Origin of the sequence: Sphingobium sp. SCG-1 (assembly GCF_002953135.1) — a bacterium.
In the GTDB taxonomy this organism is placed as follows: domain Bacteria; phylum Pseudomonadota; class Alphaproteobacteria; order Sphingomonadales; family Sphingomonadaceae; genus Sphingobium.
Map to the genome: position 1 here is coordinate 2596640 of NZ_CP026372.1, position 15606 is coordinate 2612245.

General features: G+C 61.6%; 15 protein-coding genes. 1 reads left to right on the forward strand and 14 read right to left on the reverse strand.

What is annotated here, in order from left to right:
* The 13 genes from C1T17_RS11890 to C1T17_RS11950 are packed head-to-tail and all read right to left on the reverse strand — an operon-like array spanning position 1 to position 12015.
* Positions 1-756 carry a prepilin peptidase gene (locus tag C1T17_RS11890; RefSeq protein WP_104953628.1) on the reverse strand — a complete coding sequence of 252 codons (756 nt, stop codon included), beginning with the start codon at positions 754-756 and terminating at the stop codon, positions 1-3.
* Positions 753-1475 carry a type II secretion system protein N gene (gene gspN / locus C1T17_RS11895; protein WP_104953629.1) on the reverse strand — a complete coding sequence of 241 codons (723 nt, stop codon included), beginning with the start codon at positions 1473-1475 and terminating at the stop codon, positions 753-755. Before gspN ends, C1T17_RS11890 begins: the two co-directional genes overlap by 4 nt.
* Positions 1472-1951 carry a type II secretion system protein GspM gene (gene gspM, locus C1T17_RS11900; protein ID WP_104953630.1) on the reverse strand — a complete coding sequence of 160 codons (480 nt, stop codon included), beginning with the start codon at positions 1949-1951 and terminating at the stop codon, positions 1472-1474. The genes gspN and gspM overlap by 4 nt, the downstream gene beginning before the upstream one ends.
* A complete protein-coding gene (gene gspL, locus C1T17_RS11905; RefSeq protein WP_104953631.1) occupies positions 1948-3069 on the reverse strand; it encodes a type II secretion system protein GspL in 1122 nt (373 codons plus the stop codon). The genes gspM and gspL overlap by 4 nt, the downstream gene beginning before the upstream one ends.
* A complete protein-coding gene (gene gspK, locus C1T17_RS11910) occupies positions 3066-4052 on the reverse strand; it encodes a type II secretion system minor pseudopilin GspK (RefSeq protein WP_223262564.1) in 987 nt (328 codons plus the stop codon). The genes gspL and gspK overlap by 4 nt, the downstream gene beginning before the upstream one ends.
* Positions 4045-4680 carry a type II secretion system minor pseudopilin GspJ gene (gene gspJ, locus C1T17_RS11915; protein ID WP_104953632.1) on the reverse strand — a complete coding sequence of 212 codons (636 nt, stop codon included), beginning with the start codon at positions 4678-4680 and terminating at the stop codon, positions 4045-4047. The genes gspK and gspJ overlap by 8 nt, the downstream gene beginning before the upstream one ends.
* Entirely contained in the window at positions 4677-5045 is a 369-nt protein-coding gene (gene gspI, locus C1T17_RS11920) for a type II secretion system minor pseudopilin GspI (RefSeq protein ID WP_104953633.1), read from the reverse strand. The genes gspJ and gspI overlap by 4 nt, the downstream gene beginning before the upstream one ends.
* On the reverse strand, positions 5038-5517 hold the full coding sequence (locus C1T17_RS11925; RefSeq protein WP_223262565.1) for a GspH/FimT family pseudopilin: 480 nt from the start codon (positions 5515-5517) through the stop codon (positions 5038-5040). Before C1T17_RS11925 ends, gspI begins: the two co-directional genes overlap by 8 nt.
* Before the next feature lie 19 nt (positions 5518-5536).
* Positions 5537-6046 (reverse strand): type II secretion system major pseudopilin GspG, encoded by a 510-nt coding sequence (gspG, locus tag C1T17_RS11930; protein WP_104953635.1) that lies wholly within the window; start codon positions 6044-6046, stop codon positions 5537-5539.
* A gap of 4 nt (positions 6047-6050) precedes the next feature.
* Entirely contained in the window at positions 6051-7271 is a 1221-nt protein-coding gene (gene gspF, locus C1T17_RS11935) for a type II secretion system inner membrane protein GspF (RefSeq protein WP_104953636.1), read from the reverse strand.
* The gene (gene gspE / locus C1T17_RS11940; protein ID WP_223262566.1) at positions 7264-8868 is read right to left on the reverse strand and encodes a type II secretion system ATPase GspE; all 1605 of its coding nucleotides are present in this window, start codon (positions 8866-8868) and stop codon (positions 7264-7266) included. The genes gspF and gspE overlap by 8 nt, the downstream gene beginning before the upstream one ends.
* Positions 8869-8914: 46 nt before the next feature.
* Positions 8915-11149, reverse strand: coding sequence for a type II secretion system secretin GspD (gene gspD, locus C1T17_RS11945; protein ID WP_104953637.1), 2235 nt, complete (start codon positions 11147-11149; stop codon positions 8915-8917).
* Positions 11146-12015, reverse strand: a complete 870-nt coding sequence (locus tag C1T17_RS11950) for a type II secretion system protein N (RefSeq protein ID WP_104953638.1) — start codon at positions 12013-12015, stop codon at positions 11146-11148. The genes gspD and C1T17_RS11950 overlap by 4 nt, the downstream gene beginning before the upstream one ends.
* A gap of 140 nt (positions 12016-12155) precedes the next feature.
* On the opposite strand from C1T17_RS11950, the gene C1T17_RS11955 reads away from it, so the two are divergent.
* Positions 12156-12803: a prolyl hydroxylase family protein gene (locus tag C1T17_RS11955; protein ID WP_104953639.1), complete on the forward strand. Its 648-nt coding sequence runs from the start codon at positions 12156-12158 to the stop codon at positions 12801-12803.
* A 21-nt stretch (positions 12804-12824) separates the two neighbouring features.
* Here the strand turns inward: C1T17_RS11955 and C1T17_RS11960 are convergent, their stop codons facing one another.
* Complete coding sequence (locus tag C1T17_RS11960; RefSeq protein WP_104953640.1) at positions 12825-15560, reverse strand: TonB-dependent receptor domain-containing protein; 2736 nt, start codon at positions 15558-15560, stop codon at positions 12825-12827.
* Positions 15561-15606 lie beyond the last annotated feature (46 nt).

The following is a 15606-nucleotide window of genomic DNA, read 5'->3' on the forward strand; positions in this document are numbered from 1 at the left end:
TTATCCTTGCGTTAGCACTCTCATCAACATGAAGCCGGGCACGGCCGCGATGCACAAGAAGGTGCCGAGCGGCACTTGGGTCGTAGCGCTTAACTGTTCTCCTCGCGCAGTGCTGAAGAGCACCACCAGAAGTGCAACCACGCTGGCGATCAGCAGCACAAACGGCAGCGCCTGCCATCCGAACCACGCACCAATCGCGGCAAGCAGCTTCGCGTCACCCAATCCCAGTCCTTCCCGGCCACGCCAAGCACGATAACCAAGTGCGATCGTAAGCAGCGCTCCATAGCCTGTCACTGCGCCGATCACGCGATCCATCAGCGTGACGTCTGTGGTCCATACGCCCAGCGTCATGCCGAGGAATACCAACGGCAACGTGATCGCGTCCGGCAACCAGAAATGCCGCCAATCAAGAACCGCTAAAGTCAGCAGCCCCCACCCCAGCGCTGCCCAGCCGACGCCTTCCCATCCTGGTGCCAGCATCAGCGCGACGCCACCAATCATGGCGCATCCGAGTTCAACCCAGATATGCAGCGGATGAATGCCGCCACGACAGTGGGCACAACGCCCGCGCCTGATCGCAAAGCTCAACAAGGGAATAAGATCAAGCGGTCCGAGCGCCGTCCCGCAATGATCGCACATCGAGCGTCCGCCGACGACCGACCGGCCCTGCGGCCACCGGATGATGAGGTTTGCCAGAAAGCTACCAATTATAGCGCCTACAACCGCGCCTATGACAAACGCCAAGAGCGGCGTCACAACGCGCCGTCTAGCCTCAAAGCATAGCCGTCCCCGGCTTTTGCGAAGCCAGCGGCAGCGAGGCCCGCTTCCAGCGCAGGATCGCTACTCTGCACGAGCATCTCCGCGCTGTAGCGACCATCTGCGCCGATCCGGAGATTAAGCTTCTCGAGACCGGATTGGCTGACGAGCGGCAACAGGATCGCCGTACCATCGCACCGGACATCGCCGCTCACTCCCTGACTGAGGTTCAAGCCGGGCAAGTCACCGCCGATGTAGGCCCTGATCCGCCCTTCCGCATGGCCGCAGTCATTGCCACTAAAATAGGCGCTGACATCTTTGAACTCGATGGCCGTGATCGGCAGCGGCGCAAACACCGGACCGAGCGGGATATTGCCGGTCACGTCATCTATCCCGACCCGATTGAGCCCAGCCGTCAGCGCTCCCTCGATATCGTCAGGCGCGCCAGCCTGCCGCCAGATGTCGAGCCGCGCCCGTCCAACCAACAACTGAACTGGAGAGAGTCCTGCATTGACCGTGCCCAGCGAAACCTTTCCCACCGTCAATTTTGAAGTCTGTCCCAACCAGATGCTGCCCCGTACCGACTGCGCGGCGATATCGTAGCGGTCCAGCCGCAACATTCCCATCGCCAGCCGCAGCGGGAAGAAGGCGACTAGCCCAAGCAACAGCGCGACCAGTAAAGCCAGCTTTGCCCGACGGGAGAGAATAAGGCCCATCATTGGCCGGCCCTCTTCAGAACTGCCCGGACGGAGATCGTGCCTGCGGTCGCGGCAGGCTGCATCGTCAGAGTGTCGACCACCACGCCCTGCATTTCCAGCTTGGCCAGCCATCCGAACAGCGCCGTAGGACGAGCAGAGGCAATCGCGATCTCTACACGGCCTTCGCCCTGCGCTTGCGTCCGTTCCAGCGTGAAGCCTTCTTCACCCGCGCTTTGGCCGACAATCTGATCCAGCGACCCTGACGCTGACGCTGGCGTTCGCGCAGGCATCGCCTGTAGCAACTTGACCTTGGCGCGGATTGCAACATTGCGATCCAACGCTTCAACCTGCCGCGCCCGCGCGTTTTCCAGCGCGCCCTCCACGGGCCGGGCAATCCCAAGCCAGATCACGACGATCGCGATCAATACGCCCATGATCGCCACCAGCACGCGCTCCCGCGCGCTTAGCTCCCGCCACCAAATTCTGATCGCGCTCATGGCTGCACCGTGATGTCGGCGAGCACGCGCCCGCTGGGGTCGGAGGAGGAAGTTGCGGTGATCGTGAAGCCGGACGCCTGCAACGCGAGCAGGGCCACATTGATGTCGTCCGCTTTCGGTGCAGCAAGCGTAGCCTTCACCGTTCCGTCAGCCGCGCGATCCAATATCGTCAGGCTGACCCCCGGTGCGGCACGCATCGCCGCCATCAGCCCGGCAGTCGATCCGGAGAAACCATAAGCGCCGCTCCCACTCGCGCTGAGTCGAGCATTGAGATCCTGTTCGACCGCTTGCGCATCATTGGCGTTGGGCAGCACCTTCTGCGCGATCGTGACACTCTCGGCGTCCAGGCGGCTGGCATCGGCGTTCAGTTTCACGATCAGGATGAGCGTGATGAGCAGGCTGAGCAGGGCAACCACGCCGCACCACATTGCAATTCGCGCCAGTTGCCGCGTATCAACCGTAGTGCGTGTACGCTTCGCGAAGTCGCCCTGCCGCAAGTTGATCGGCGAGACTTCAAGCGCACGAATTAGGCACTCCGTCACCCGCTCATCCGGGAGGTCAACCACATCGGCGCCCACAATCAACAGCGAGGCCAGCGGATCATCGGCTGCCAAGGCGATATGGACGCCGCGCACCACGACATCATCGCCGATCGTACCGCGGACGAACCCATCGGCAGGTGCGGGAAGGACAAGCGCGGCAGGAATGAGGATGTCAGGATCGATCCCATTGTGCTGTGCCCACAACAGCCAGTGCTGCACGTCCGCGCGCGCCGCCACTGCGACCAGATGGGCGACAGTGGGGTCATCCTGCTGATCGGTCACTGCAATCATAGTTTCGGGCTGGCCGATGCTGGCGTCCAAAGCAGCTAGCCGTGCCGCCGCTCGTCCCTGCCGGATTGGCAAATCAGGCATCGCGATCCAGTGGTACGACGCCCCCTCTACAGGCACCACCAGCATCACCGGCGCGTCGGAGGGCCATTCGCGGAGGCCACAGGACACCAGCCAATCTGTGCCTGCGCCACGCTGCACGATGGCTTCATCGATCACACGCATCCAGATCGGCGCGCGCTCGGCATCGGACGGCACTATGACGATCAAACCATTGCGGACGGTCATATATCCTCGCCCCACCTGCGATAGACGAGTTTCGCGGGGGTGGACTGCGCGTCGATCAACGCCGTCTCGCTCATGTCCATGCCCCCCAATTCGACATCAATATTCACAGCAAACCAGCGGCTTGTCAGCTTGGTTTGCGTACTCACCTCATCCGTAGGAGCGAACCCCGCTCGAGACGGAACCGCCCAGAACGCAGGCAGGCTCCCATAGCCTTCAGCCGGGCGCTGCGCCAGCCATTGTCGCGCCTGTTCGACACTTGCCTTTCCGTCCAGCAACATCGCCAGCAGCGGGGCCTGCTGTGGCAGCAAAGTATTGACGTTGATCGGCGACAGATCGCTGATTGGAAGCGCACAGGTCCAAGGCCGAAGCACGCTGTAGACGGCAGGTGTCACGCCTTGTACCGCCCGCAGTTCGCTGGGGTCGCTCATCAGGCGGTTGGATGTGCGATAGGGTTGTGGGAGGCGCAGATAGACTTCGTCCTCGCCGCCACCCGGCAGAGGAATGGCATCGCTATCGATCCAATCTGCAAGCGATGTGGCAATGAACTGTGCCTGCCGGGGATCGACGGCCAGAGCCTTCATCAGCGCCTGGAATTGATTGATCCCGGCCGGCCGGAATTTCAGGTCGGCGTCGCCACCTTGCACCACGCTGTTGAGGTTGAAGCAGTTACCGCTATCCGTGACCCGTGCCGTCGCAGTGCCGCCCGGCACCGGCAACTGCTGGGGCGTCCCAAGCCATCCGCCTGCCAGCGTCGTCTTGCCGGGTTGCGCCGCCACCAGATCGGCAATACGCAGGCGGGCGATGGTCTCCGCAGCATCGGCGTAAGCGCGGGCCTGCGCTTGTATGCCCGCGTTGCCAGTGAGGCGCGTCGCCAATGTCACGCGCTCCAACGCAGTCGCTGCGATCACCGACATGACGGCGACGAGCAGCAGCACCGTCAGCAGCGCCGCTCCGCGTTCATTTTCTGGAAGAGCCTCAAGCACCGGGCGCACCCGTCCCAGTCGCCTTTGATCGAGGTCCGGGACCTACGCCAAAGATCAGGGTGAGCGGCGGATTGCCTGTGCGGGCGATCACCATCTCCACCGCCTTGGGCAGCAAGTCTGGCTGCTGCGGCGTCCAAACATTCAGCCATTCGCCCTTCTCATCGCGAAACCGAAGCGCCACGGACTGGACGCCTTCCAGCAAGGCAGCAGGGTCTCCACCCGCACCACCATCGACCTGATCGTATGTCCGGCGCTCGAATCTTCCCTGCCGCACCCAATATTCGATCTTTTGGAGCGAAGATCGCGGCGCATCGCTGAAGTTGCTTCGCCCCGTCCGAACGAACTGCATCACGGGCGCATTCTCGCCTTGGGGGTTGGCGAAGAACGCGGGCGCTAGCGTGCCCGTATCGGTGCGGCTGATCCGGGACACCGCTTGCCCCAGGTCGGCGGACATCGCGCCATCCATCCGCTCCAGCGCCGCCATGTCGTCGAGCCGCAGCTTGATCCCTGATTGCGCCGAGACGCTGTTGCCCAGCAACAGGACGCCCGCGCCTGCCAGCAGCGCGAAGATGGACAGAGCGACCAGGAGTTCGATTAGCGTGAAGCCATTGCGGAAAGGCGCGGTCATTCGATAGCCCGCACGAATGTGAGCACCGCGGGCGCGGGGCTGTTCTGTCCCTCGACGCGTACATCAACCCGCATCAGGCGCTGGTCGTCCAGCTTGGTCGCCTCTCTGGTCCATCGCCAGCGCTGCCCGGCATTTTCGACCTCGCCGTTGGCTTCACCGAGGCTCGGTGGTTGCGTGTCCGTTTGCCAGCCCACCATCAGGTTGCGTGCGACCATCTGCGCGAGAACCTTCGAATCCAGATCGGCGGCCGTGCGGATCGTCACGCCCTGCAAGCGGATCAGTGCGAGTGCGGCGAGGCTAAACACAGCCAGCGCCACCAGCATCTCCAGCAGTGTGAAACCGGACTCGCCGCGCCGATTAGCCATCGACGTTGACCTTGCCTGACATGTCGATGCGGACCGTCACGACCTGACCGTCGCGCACCAGCTTCACGGCCAGCGGATCGGCAGGCAGGCCGGTGCTGTCGAACGTGATCTGCGTCCGCCCTGCATCGCCGACCACCGCCGTTGTGCCCTCGCGCCAGTTCGTGGTGACGAACGGCTTGTCTTCGATCGGCACCCACTGTCCTTCGCGGCGCTGCTCGAAACCATAGCCTGAAGTTGACACCCAAACGGCAAGCGGCTGCGCCAGCACGATGGCGTTGTCACGTGCGGCGAGCGTGCGCGCGGCGAAGCGCTCTGCGTCGTCCATCACCCGGCCACGCGGGTCCGGTATTGCAAGCAGCACAGCTGCCGATGTCAGGCCGATGATCGCCACCACCACCATCAACTCGACAAGCGTGAAGCCGTGTTCGGCGGAACGAGCAAGAGACCTGAATCCGTGTTCGGCTGGGCGCACAACAGATTTGGAGTCGGTCTCAGATCTCGCTGGAGTAAATGTCGGCATTATCATTCTCGCCGCCCGGCTGTCCGTCCGCGCCTAGCGAATAGATGTCGAACGGACCCTTCTTGCCCGGCACGGCATATTTATAGGCGCGGCCCCAGGGATCTTCGGGCAGCTTCTTGATATAGCCGCCGCGACGGTAGCGGGCAGGCTGCGCAAGCGTGGCTGGCGGCGCCAGCAATGCCTGAAACCCCTCTGTGGCGTTCGGATAGTTCAGGTTGTCGAGGCGATACTGATCCAGCGCCTGCTCGATCGTGGCGACATCGGCCTTCGCCTTTTCGACGCGAGCCTTGTCGGTCGCCGGGATCACGTTGATCGCAACGATGGTGGCGAGCAGGCCGATTATGACGATCACGACCATCAATTCGACCAGTGTGAAGCCGTGTTCGGCGGAACGCCTGGAAAATGCGAAGCCGTGTTCGGCAGAGCGCCTCGACGACAAGATGCCGTGTTCGGCGGAACGGCGAAGGAAGGGGGACTTCATGGACTCAAACACCTGTAAGGCTTTGCAATTGCAGAATGGGGAGAAGAATGGACAGGATGATGACGGCAACAATGCCGCCCATCAAGATAATGATGATCGGTTCCAGCAAGGCGAGCGCGGTCGACGTGAAGCTGTCGAATTCGCGTTCGAGGTAGTCAGCGGCCCGCTCCAGCATCGTGTCGAGGCGTCCGGCGGCCTCCCCACTCGCCGTGAGGTAGACCAGTAGCGGCGGGAACACGCCTGCACGACGCAGCGCTGCGGACAGACTTCCGCCACCACGGATGGCCTCCACGATATCGTCAGAGGCGCGGCGGAGGACGCGATTGTGCACCGTGTTCGCAGTCAGTGCGAGCCCCTCCATCAGCGGCAGACGGCTCGCGACCATCGTGGAAAGCGTGCGTGCCATGCGAGCGGCGTGGAGATCGCGGATTAGGCGGCCGATGATTGGCAAACGCAGAAGCAGACCATCGAAGCGATAGCGGATGCTGGGCTGTCTAAGCGCATACCATGCCGCAAAGCTGACGATGAAGATGACGCATAAAATCACATACCAATAGCTCACGAGCGTGTTGGATATACCCATCACGATGCGTGTAAGTATCGGTAACTGTTGTCCAATCGTGTCAAATTGCTCGACGATCTTCGGTACGACGAACATCATCAGCGCGATCACGACTGTCACAGCAAAAACAGCGAGCACCGATGGATAGGCGATCGCAGTGATGACTTTGGAACGGATGGCCGCCTGGCGCTCCATCAGGTCCGCCAGGCGTTCCATGATCGTGGGCAAGCTCCCCGAGCTTTCACCTGCCGAGATCATCGCCCGATAGAGCGGCGGGAAGCTGCGCGGATCGGCGCCGAGGGCATCGGAGAGTCGTCGTCCCTCCATGACGCCCGCATGTACGCGGCCGATGACAGCGCGAACATGATCCTGCTCGCTCTGACGCGAGATCGTGCGGAGCGACTCTTCGAGGGGACTGACCTGTACCAGCGTGGAAAGCTGGCGCGTAAAGAGCGTCAGTTCCTTGGCCGAAAGCTTCTTGCCTCGCCGCGCGAGGAGTGCGCGCCCGGCGGGTGCAGTCGCGGCGACGCCGGCGTCCATCTTGACCACGAACAGCTTGCGCGCATCAAGCCGCGCTTTGGCGTCGTCTGCGCTGTCGGCGCGGACCTTCCCACGCCGCTCGCGGCCCGCAGGATCGATGGCAAGATAGTCGAATTCAGGCATCGGTCGGGAGCGTCACATCCGGCGATGGTTCCGGCTCGGCCTCGCGGCGAGAAATGCGGATGGCTTCCTCTGCCGTGGTCTGCCCATCGCGAACCAACGCCCGCGCCGCCGATCCGAGGTTCGGTGCATTCAGGAAGGCATGCCGCGCGATCAAAGACTCATCGCCGCCGTCGTTGATCAGGCGGCGGATAGTGTCATCGATACGGATCGCCTCGAACACGCCGATGCGGCCCTTGAACCCGGTTTCGCTGCATTCGGAACAGCCTTTCGCCTTGTAGACGATGGTGCCGAGGTCGAAGCCGAGTAAGGCGGATGCCGACTTGTCCGCCTGCACCGGTTCGCGACAATGCTGGCAGAGGCGGCGAACAAGGCGCTGGGCGATGACGGCCCGCAAGGTAGACGCCAGCAAAAACGGCTCGACGCGCATGTCGCGCATGCGGGTGATCGCGCCGACCGCGTCGTTGGTGTGGACAGTCGAGAGGACGAGGTGGCCTGTCAGAGACGCCTGCACTGCGATCTCCGCCGTCTCGCGATCGCGGATTTCGCCGACCATCACCACGTCCGGATCTTGGCGCAGGATCGCGCGCAATCCCGCCGCAAAGGTGAGACCGACCTTCGGATTGACTTGCGTTTGCCCCACCCCGTCGATCGCATATTCGACCGGATCTTCGACGGTCAGGATATTGCGGCTGCCATCGTTCAACTGGCGCAAGCCGCCATACAGCGTCGTCGTCTTGCCCGATCCCGTCGGCCCAGTGACGAGGATGATGCCATTGGGTTCAGCCAGCGCCTCGCGAAAGATACGGTCGGCATTGCCGGTCATGCCCAGCACGTCGAGCGACAGGCCGGCATTCTCCTTGTCCAGGATACGCAACACGACACGTTCGCCAGCGCGACTTGGCAGCGTAGAGACGCGCACGTCGAGAAGCTTGCCACCGAGCGTCAGGCCGATGCGGCCATCCTGCGGTACGCGGCGCTCTGCAATGTCGAGACGCGCCATGACTTTCACGCGGCTGACGACAACCGGCGCGACGTGAGGCGGCATGCGTAATGTTTCACGCAATACGCCATCGATACGCATCCGCACGACAAGACCGGTCTCATACGGCTCGATGTGAATATCGGACACACCTTGTCGTGCCGCTTCAGCGATGATGCCGTTGATCAGGCGGATGGCGGGCGCATCGTCGGCGCTGTCGAGCAAGTCGTCAGCAGTCGGTATGTCGCCTGCGATCAGGTCCAGTTCGTCCGCCCCGACCTCAAGCGAACCGGCCATGGCAGCGGCGCTGCCGTCCATCGCATAATGATCGGACAAATGTCTGTCGAACTGCGCCGGGTCAACGAAGCGCACGTCGAAACTCTGCGCAAGATGGCGGCGGACTTCGAGGAGAATGCGCGGATCGCCGCCCTCCCGGAACGCCACCGAGAGGCGCGCGCCTTCTTCCGTGCCGAGCAGGACTACGCCGAACTTTCGCGCAAAGCCGTAGGGGATGTCGATCAGGCGTGGCGCAATGGCATGGGAAATGGCGAGCGGGTTCTCCGGCAACGAAGGAATGGTTTCCGTTTCGGCAGATGTATTGCCGCGGCCGATCCTCATGATTGACCCTCCACTTTACCGTCATGATGAAGGTAGTGTTCAGGCGTCATCGCTTCGGCTCACTCGGCGGAATCTGCACCGGACGCACAACACTGGTAGAGGAGCGGACTTCTGGCGTCGTGATGACCGGCGTGCTGGGTACGGGAGCAGGTGCAACCGCCCCTCCACTCGCCGTCACGTCGCCCGGCTGTGGCGCAACCGGAGGCGTTGTACCCATATAATCGCGAAGAAGCTCGTCGAGGCTCGGTTCTTCATTGGGATTGCTGAGCAATTGCTGGCCGCGGATATAGCCATAACGCTGGGCGGTCAGGCGTTGCGCGTCTTCCTTGCTGCGCAGGATCGTCGGCCGGATGAACACCATCAGGTTCGTCTTAGCCCGTGATTTGCTCCGCGACTTGAAGATTTCACCCACCAGCGGAATATCGCTCAGGATCGGAATACGCTCGATCGTGCGACGCTCATTATCGTCGAGCAGGCCGCCCAATGCCAGTATCTCGCCATCGTCCACGGTGACAGTCGTCTCGATCTCGCGCTTGTTAATGATGAGATCACTGCTGCTGCTCGATACGGGGCCAGCGATGCTGCTGACTTCCTGCCGCAGGAACAGCTTGATTGCGCCGCCCGCGTTGATCTGCGGCTTTACCTCAAGTTGCACACCGACGTTCTGACGTTGCACAGTGCGGAATTGATTGTCGAAATTCTGGCTCAGTGCCTCGCCGGTCGTGACGGGTACTTCCTGACCCACGAGGATGCTGGCCTTCTGGTTGTCTAGCGTCATCACCGACGGCGTGGAGAGGATGTTGCTGTCGGTATCGCTGCGCACCGCATTGATGATCGCCCCGAACAAGCCGTTCCTGCCCAAGCCCGTCGCTACGCCGCCGAAGCCGCCTGTCGCATTCAACAGCGAATCGACTGCTGCCTGCTGCAAGGTGTTGGAAAGATCTCCATTCTCAGTCGTGCTTGTGGTGGTGCGGGTGCCGTCCGGCGCCACGACGGTGGTTGTGGTTTGATTAAGCGTGGTGGATGCATAGGCGCCCGCCAGCGTCAGGATGTTCGGGCTGGCATTGCTGTAGTTGGTCGCCGCAAAGCCGGTCTTGGTGCTGCCGATCAGGAATTGCACACCCAATTGCCGCGCTGCATTGTCGCCGATCTCGACGATGATCGCCTCAACCAGCACCTGTTCGCGACGCGTATCGATCTGACGAATGGTCTCGCCCAGCATCCGCTGTACGTCGCTGTTCGCCGCGACAATGATCGCATTTGCGCCTTCATAGCGCGTGACGATCGCGGGGCCGCGCGTCGATATGCTGCTGCCCGTGCCCGCATTGCCGGAGGTGCTCGGTGCCGGCGCAGGCGCAGCGGCAGGCACGGCTGATCCGCCCTTGGCTACGGTGGCGGCGGCTTCGATCGCTTGCGTGCCTCCACCCTGTCCGACGAGTTGCTGGAGGACAGGCAACAGCTTCTCGGCATCGGCATGTTCAAGCCAGTAGACGCGGATTTCGGTGCCTGCGGCAGCCTGACGATCCAGTTGCCGCGCCATATCGGCAAGACGCGCAACAGTGCCGGGATCGCCGCGAAGGGCTATCGCATTGCTGCTGTCGATCGGCACTACAGTTGCGGTCGCACCCGCAGGCGCGCCTTCGCCGCCTCCACCAGTGCCGACCAGCGCCTGTAGCGACGTGGCGATTTCACGCGCGCCCGCGTTCTTCAACATCACCATCTGCGTGGCGGCGGTGTCGCGATCGATCCGCGCGATGACCTGGCGGATGCGCTGGATGTTGTCAGCATAGTCCGCGACGACCACACTGTTCCCGCCTCTGTTTGCGGTGACTGATCCATCCTTGCTCACGAGCGGACGCAGGGTTTCCAGCGCCGACGCCGCATCGATCGACCGGAGGCGGAAGACTTCGGTTACGAACTGATTGCGGTTAGCGGCGCGGCCGACGCTGCTCGGTTGTCCCGCCGCGCTGTCGGCCGGCTGGATGCGATACGCGCCGCCCGCCGACGGGACAGCGACGAGGCCGTTGGCGCGCAGCGTGGACAGGAATATTTCGAAATATTCGGATCGGGAGAGCGGTCGGTCGGTAACCACCGATACTTTCCCTTGCACACGGCTGTCGATGATGAAGGTCCGCCCGGTGACGCGCGCGGCGTCCTGAATGAAGGCGCGGATATCGGCATCGCGGACGTTCAGCGTCTGTTGCGCCTGCGCAGCTGAGGAGAGCGGCGCGGAGAGGACCAGCGCCAGGGCGGCGCCGCGAAGAAGAAGCTGGATTTTCATGAACCTTGCAATGTCAGGGCGATGGGTACGGTAGACGCGCCGCGTTCCACCATCAGGGAAATGCGGGCGCCGGGCGCAATCTGGTTCTGCAATGCCTGGAGGTCGGACATCGACGTGATCGGACGACCGTTTACTTGCGTCACGATATCGCCGGGTTGGAACCCGGCGCTTTGAAACATCGCACCTTTAGGTGAAAGGACGAGGCCCGTGACGCGTCCGCCTTCCGTGCGGGGACTAAAGCCGATGTCCGACCTGATCGCTGCGGGGGTGAGGCTTTGCGGCACGACATTTTGCGGGACGGTCTGTCCAGAGCCGGAGGACGGATCGGCTGAGGCGTTCGGATCGGCCACAGGTGCAGCTTGCGACTGGTCGAGGAAGACTGTTTCCTCAGCACCACCCCGGTCGATGACGATGTGATCGAAGGCAACAGCCTTCAGCTTCACACCGGGCAGAATCTCATCACCCACGGCAAAGCTGTTCTGGAGACCGTCGGGTGTGGCGACGATCGCGCTCCCCTGCCCTGATCCTTCATTGACGCGGATGCCGTATACCGTGAGCGCAAGCGACGTGACCACGGGGCTACCGCTTGTTGCAGCTTCAGGCGTACGGAAGAACGGATCGAAGCGTGTAAAAAGCGCCTGCCGCTCTATTGCGGAAGGAACGACGACCTGTCGTCCTGCCCATGCTCCAAAGCTCGACACCGGGGTAGCAATGGCCCAAATGAGGCGTGCAATCTGGATTGCGACTAGCGCCAGGACAAGCCACTCCAGCACGGAGACCGGATTGATGGAGCGACCGCCACGCGGCAGGCGTCGCGCCAGCAACGCAGCGCGTGCGCGGATGGCATCCGTGATCGCTCTCGACATGTGTTGCGCAGCTCCCCCCGGAATGGCCCGGTGCAGTTCAGTTAGGCGTCCATTCTTACCGTTACGTGACGCAAATACGACACTTTTATTGCAGTACATCAAGCAATTGGCGCAGCCTTTAATTTTCGTTAGGCAGAGCCATGTCTACGACCTCTTCCGCTGCGCCTGGCGCCGATGCTACCGCTCGAATCGCCGCTTACCCCGGCGTCCAGCGATTTCCCAGCCGCGATCTCACGCTCTTCATTCAACGCCACTTCCTGTCGGAAGCACAATGCGTTGAACTCGTCACACGCATAGAGGCAAACCGCCGTCCATCAGACATAGCCGATGCAAATGGCGACGGCTATTTCCGGACCAGCGAAACCTGCGATCTCGACCCTTTAGACCCGTTCGTCGCGCAGATCGATCAGGCGATTGCTAACTATGTCGGGATCGACCCTAAATTTGGCGAGCCGCTGCAAGGGCAGCGCTATTCTGTGGGTCAGGAGTTCAAGGCGCACACCGATTATTTCGAGCCGAATGGGCAGGACTTCGCAAAATACTGCACTGTCGCGGGCAACCGGACCTGGACAGTCATGGTCTACCTGAACGAGACCCCCGCCGGCGGTGCAACGCGCTTCACGAAAGTCGGGAAGACGATCCAGCCTGAGCTAGGCAAGCTGCTGGCGTGGGACAACAGGCAACCGGATGGTACACTGAACCCCGCTACCATCCATCACGGGATGAAGGTGCGCAGCGGCCTTAAATATGTGATTACCAAATGGTATCGAGAGCGGCCCTGGGGGTAGCCCCAAGGCCGCTCGCCAATTTTAGAACTTTACTGTCGCACCCAGTGAGAAACTCCGGCCCAGTTCATATCGATTGATGTCGACACGATTGGCTCCGCTGCGCTGGAATTCTTGATACTTGGTCCGCGTCAGGTTGCGGGCCTCTGCCTTGAATTCGACAGGTATGCCCATGAAATCCGTTCCTGCCCGCATGACGAGATCAAGTCGGAAGCCCGGCTTTTCGATGATGTCAGGCTGCTGCACGCTATTAAGACCACGGCTGGTCACCCGTTCGCTGGAATAGTTGCCGAGCACAGTGAATTGCAGGAGCCGATCCGTATCTTCAAGTCCGATCTGGACGTTAGCTATATGGTCTGACTGACCCGTGAGAGGCTGGCCATCGCGGAACAAGACGTTTGCCGTCACGGCCTCGCCATTCGGTCCAATCACAGCGCTGTTGTCGATTTTCAGTTCGGACTGCGTATAGGTGTAGTTGCCGATCAGTACCAGACGCTTGGATTCGAACCATGCGCCTAGCCCCTGTAGCGGCACATACTTCTGCACTTCCAATTCTGCGCCGTAAAGCGTCGCTTCAGGAGCATTTGCGAAGCCGGTAGAGAGCTGCGCGCCGCTTGCCAGGAACGACACCTGCTCAATCGGGTTGTCGATTTTCTTGTAGAACCCGGCCAGCGACACTCGCTGATCCCGGCCCCAATACCATTCAAAGCGAGCTTCTGCATTTAACAACTCGCTATCCCTGAGAGCAGGATTCCCACGGAACTCACGATCGGCTTCAAAGTCTTGATAAATCTGGCGCGCGAGTTCGCGGAATTGAGGACGGGCTATTGTTTTCGATCCCGCGACACGGAATTGCCAGTCCGGCGCAAAATTCCACGTCACGGTGGCCGACGGGAGCCAATAGTTATTGCTAAGGTTGGTTTCCTCGGTAGCGCCACCCGTTGTCACCGACTGCGTGGCGTCTTCATACCGAACGCCACCTGTCAGACGAAGGCCATCGACGATCTCGATCTCGGCCTGGCCATACCCGGCGTTGATTTCGAGGTCAGCGGTATACAATGCCGCCCCTTGCGCGCCCGAGTCATCACGGAGACCGATGCCGTAGTTGTAGATGTTGTAGTCGGAAATAAGATAATCCGGGCGCTCTTGCGCAACCGTAAGGGGCAAAGTGCTCGAAGCGATGTAGGACAGGAGGTAGCGAGAGGATTGGCGCTGCGTCTTCGTATACGCGTAACCACCCGAAAGGACGATCCTGCGGGCGCCCGGAACGCTGTAAGACACGTCCGCTGCTCCAGAATACAGATCCTCGCTCAGATCCGAAAATGCGATGCTGGCTTCCTGCCCGCCGCTGCTTGTAAGGGAATTGATATAGTCGTTCACGCCACTGTTGTAGGTGTAGACGAAAGTACGCTCATAGGGCGATTCCCGTTGCGTATTGGCGTAAGCGCCACGCAGGTCGACACTGAGGTCGCCGAACTTGAACTCGCCAACCAACTGCGTGTTGATCAACTGACGTTCAAACCAGTTGGTGTTCTGCTCGATAACGGGCGGCGTGCCATAAAAGTCGGGGTTCGCCACAGGCTCTGCGCCGCCGATGCTGTCGGTGTATCCAACCGACAAGCGGCCCTGCTTCACAGTGTCGCGAATGTAGAGGTTGGTCCAGCGCAGCTTGTGCTCGCCAAATTCAGCGCCGACGCCCAGCAGGCCGTTTACGACCACACGATTGTCGGTGATGACGGTCTGGCGGTCGGTATTGATGCCAGCAAGGTTGGGATCAGCCGAGAATTGCTGACGGATGTTGCGTGTGCGCCAGGTGCTGCTGTAGCCCGCCGCGGCAATGATGCCGATCCGTCCATCCGGCAGATCCGATGAAGTACCAAAGCTGACGTCGCTCGCAAAGTTGGCGGGAATGTCGGAGTTGCGCTGCAAAAGCGACGTTTGGGCATTCACCAGACCTGCGGCGAACGCCTGCCTCTCGGCAAGAGGCCTGCTAGCAAGCGTGCCGCTTCGTACCGCATCGCTGAGACCTTTTGGAAAGTCACGTAAGCCGTTGTCGAAACCCAGGAAGTCGAGGTCACTTCCGTCGTAGGTGTAGCCAAGCCTGGCGGTGGTTTCAGAATTGCCGCTGAGCGATGTGCCGACATTGAAGAATGTTTCTTTAGGGATGGCGATGGTCGTGAGGTTGATGACGCCGCCGCCGAACTCACCGGGATAGTTGGCCGAATAGCTCTTTTGCACCAGAGAAGACGCAATGACGCTGGTCGGGAAGATATCGAGGGGAACGACGCGACGAAGCGGCTCGGGGCTTGGCAATGGCGATCCGTTGAGGAGCGCCAGGGAGTAACGATCGCCGAGGCCGCGAACGAAAACGAAGCCGTTGCCGACAACACTGAGACCCGTAACGCGCTGGAGAGCACCAGCGATGTCGCCCTCGCCCGTCCGCGCAATATCGGCGCTGGAAAGAACGCTGACGATCTCGGGGGTGGCCCTCACCGGCTCTGGGATGTAGCGGCCAACAACGACGATATCGCCGCCCACGTCTCCGCCTGGCGTAGAGACGTCAACCTGGTCCTGAGGCGTGTCCTCCTGCGGCGCGGCGGCAGCATCTGCGGACTGCGCCGCTCCCTGCGGTGCGGTCGCAGAAGGGGTCGCGGTGGCGGAAGGCGCGCTCGATGTTGCAGGATCAGATTGCGCAAGGGCAGGCGGAACGAGCGCAGTGGTCAGCAGCAGCAGGCTACCAAAGGCGATGGGCTTGGTCATGATATTACCCCCGAGGGATTATACAGGATCAGGGGGCGGCGACGCT

Excerpts from the sequence above, each read along its gene's own strand:
- gspN (WP_104953629.1), bottom strand. The coding sequence starts at position 1,475 with ATGATGGGCCTTATTCTCTCCCGTCGGGCAAAGCTGGCTTTACTGGTC.
- gspM (WP_104953630.1), bottom strand. The coding sequence starts at position 1,951 with ATGAGCGCGATCAGAATTTGGTGGCGGGAGCTAAGCGCGCGGGAGCGC.
- gspL (WP_104953631.1), bottom strand. The coding sequence starts at position 3,069 with ATGACCGTCCGCAATGGTTTGATCGTCATAGTGCCGTCCGATGCCGAG.
- gspJ (WP_104953632.1), bottom strand. The coding sequence starts at position 4,680 with ATGACCGCGCCTTTCCGCAATGGCTTCACGCTAATCGAACTCCTGGTC.
- gspI (WP_104953633.1), bottom strand. The coding sequence starts at position 5,045 with ATGGCTAATCGGCGCGGCGAGTCCGGTTTCACACTGCTGGAGATGCTG.
- gspG (WP_104953635.1), bottom strand. The coding sequence starts at position 6,046 with ATGAAGTCCCCCTTCCTTCGCCGTTCCGCCGAACACGGCATCTTGTCG.
- gspF (WP_104953636.1), bottom strand. The coding sequence starts at position 7,271 with ATGCCTGAATTCGACTATCTTGCCATCGATCCTGCGGGCCGCGAGCGG.
- gspE (WP_223262566.1), bottom strand. The coding sequence starts at position 8,868 with ATGAGGATCGGCCGCGGCAATACATCTGCCGAAACGGAAACCATTCCT.
- gspD (WP_104953637.1), bottom strand. The coding sequence starts at position 11,149 with ATGAAAATCCAGCTTCTTCTTCGCGGCGCCGCCCTGGCGCTGGTCCTC.
- C1T17_RS11950 (WP_104953638.1), bottom strand. The coding sequence starts at position 12,015 with ATGTCGAGAGCGATCACGGATGCCATCCGCGCACGCGCTGCGTTGCTG.
- C1T17_RS11955 (WP_104953639.1), top strand. The coding sequence starts at position 12,156 with ATGTCTACGACCTCTTCCGCTGCGCCTGGCGCCGATGCTACCGCTCGA.
- C1T17_RS11960 (WP_104953640.1), bottom strand. The coding sequence starts at position 15,560 with ATGACCAAGCCCATCGCCTTTGGTAGCCTGCTGCTGCTGACCACTGCG.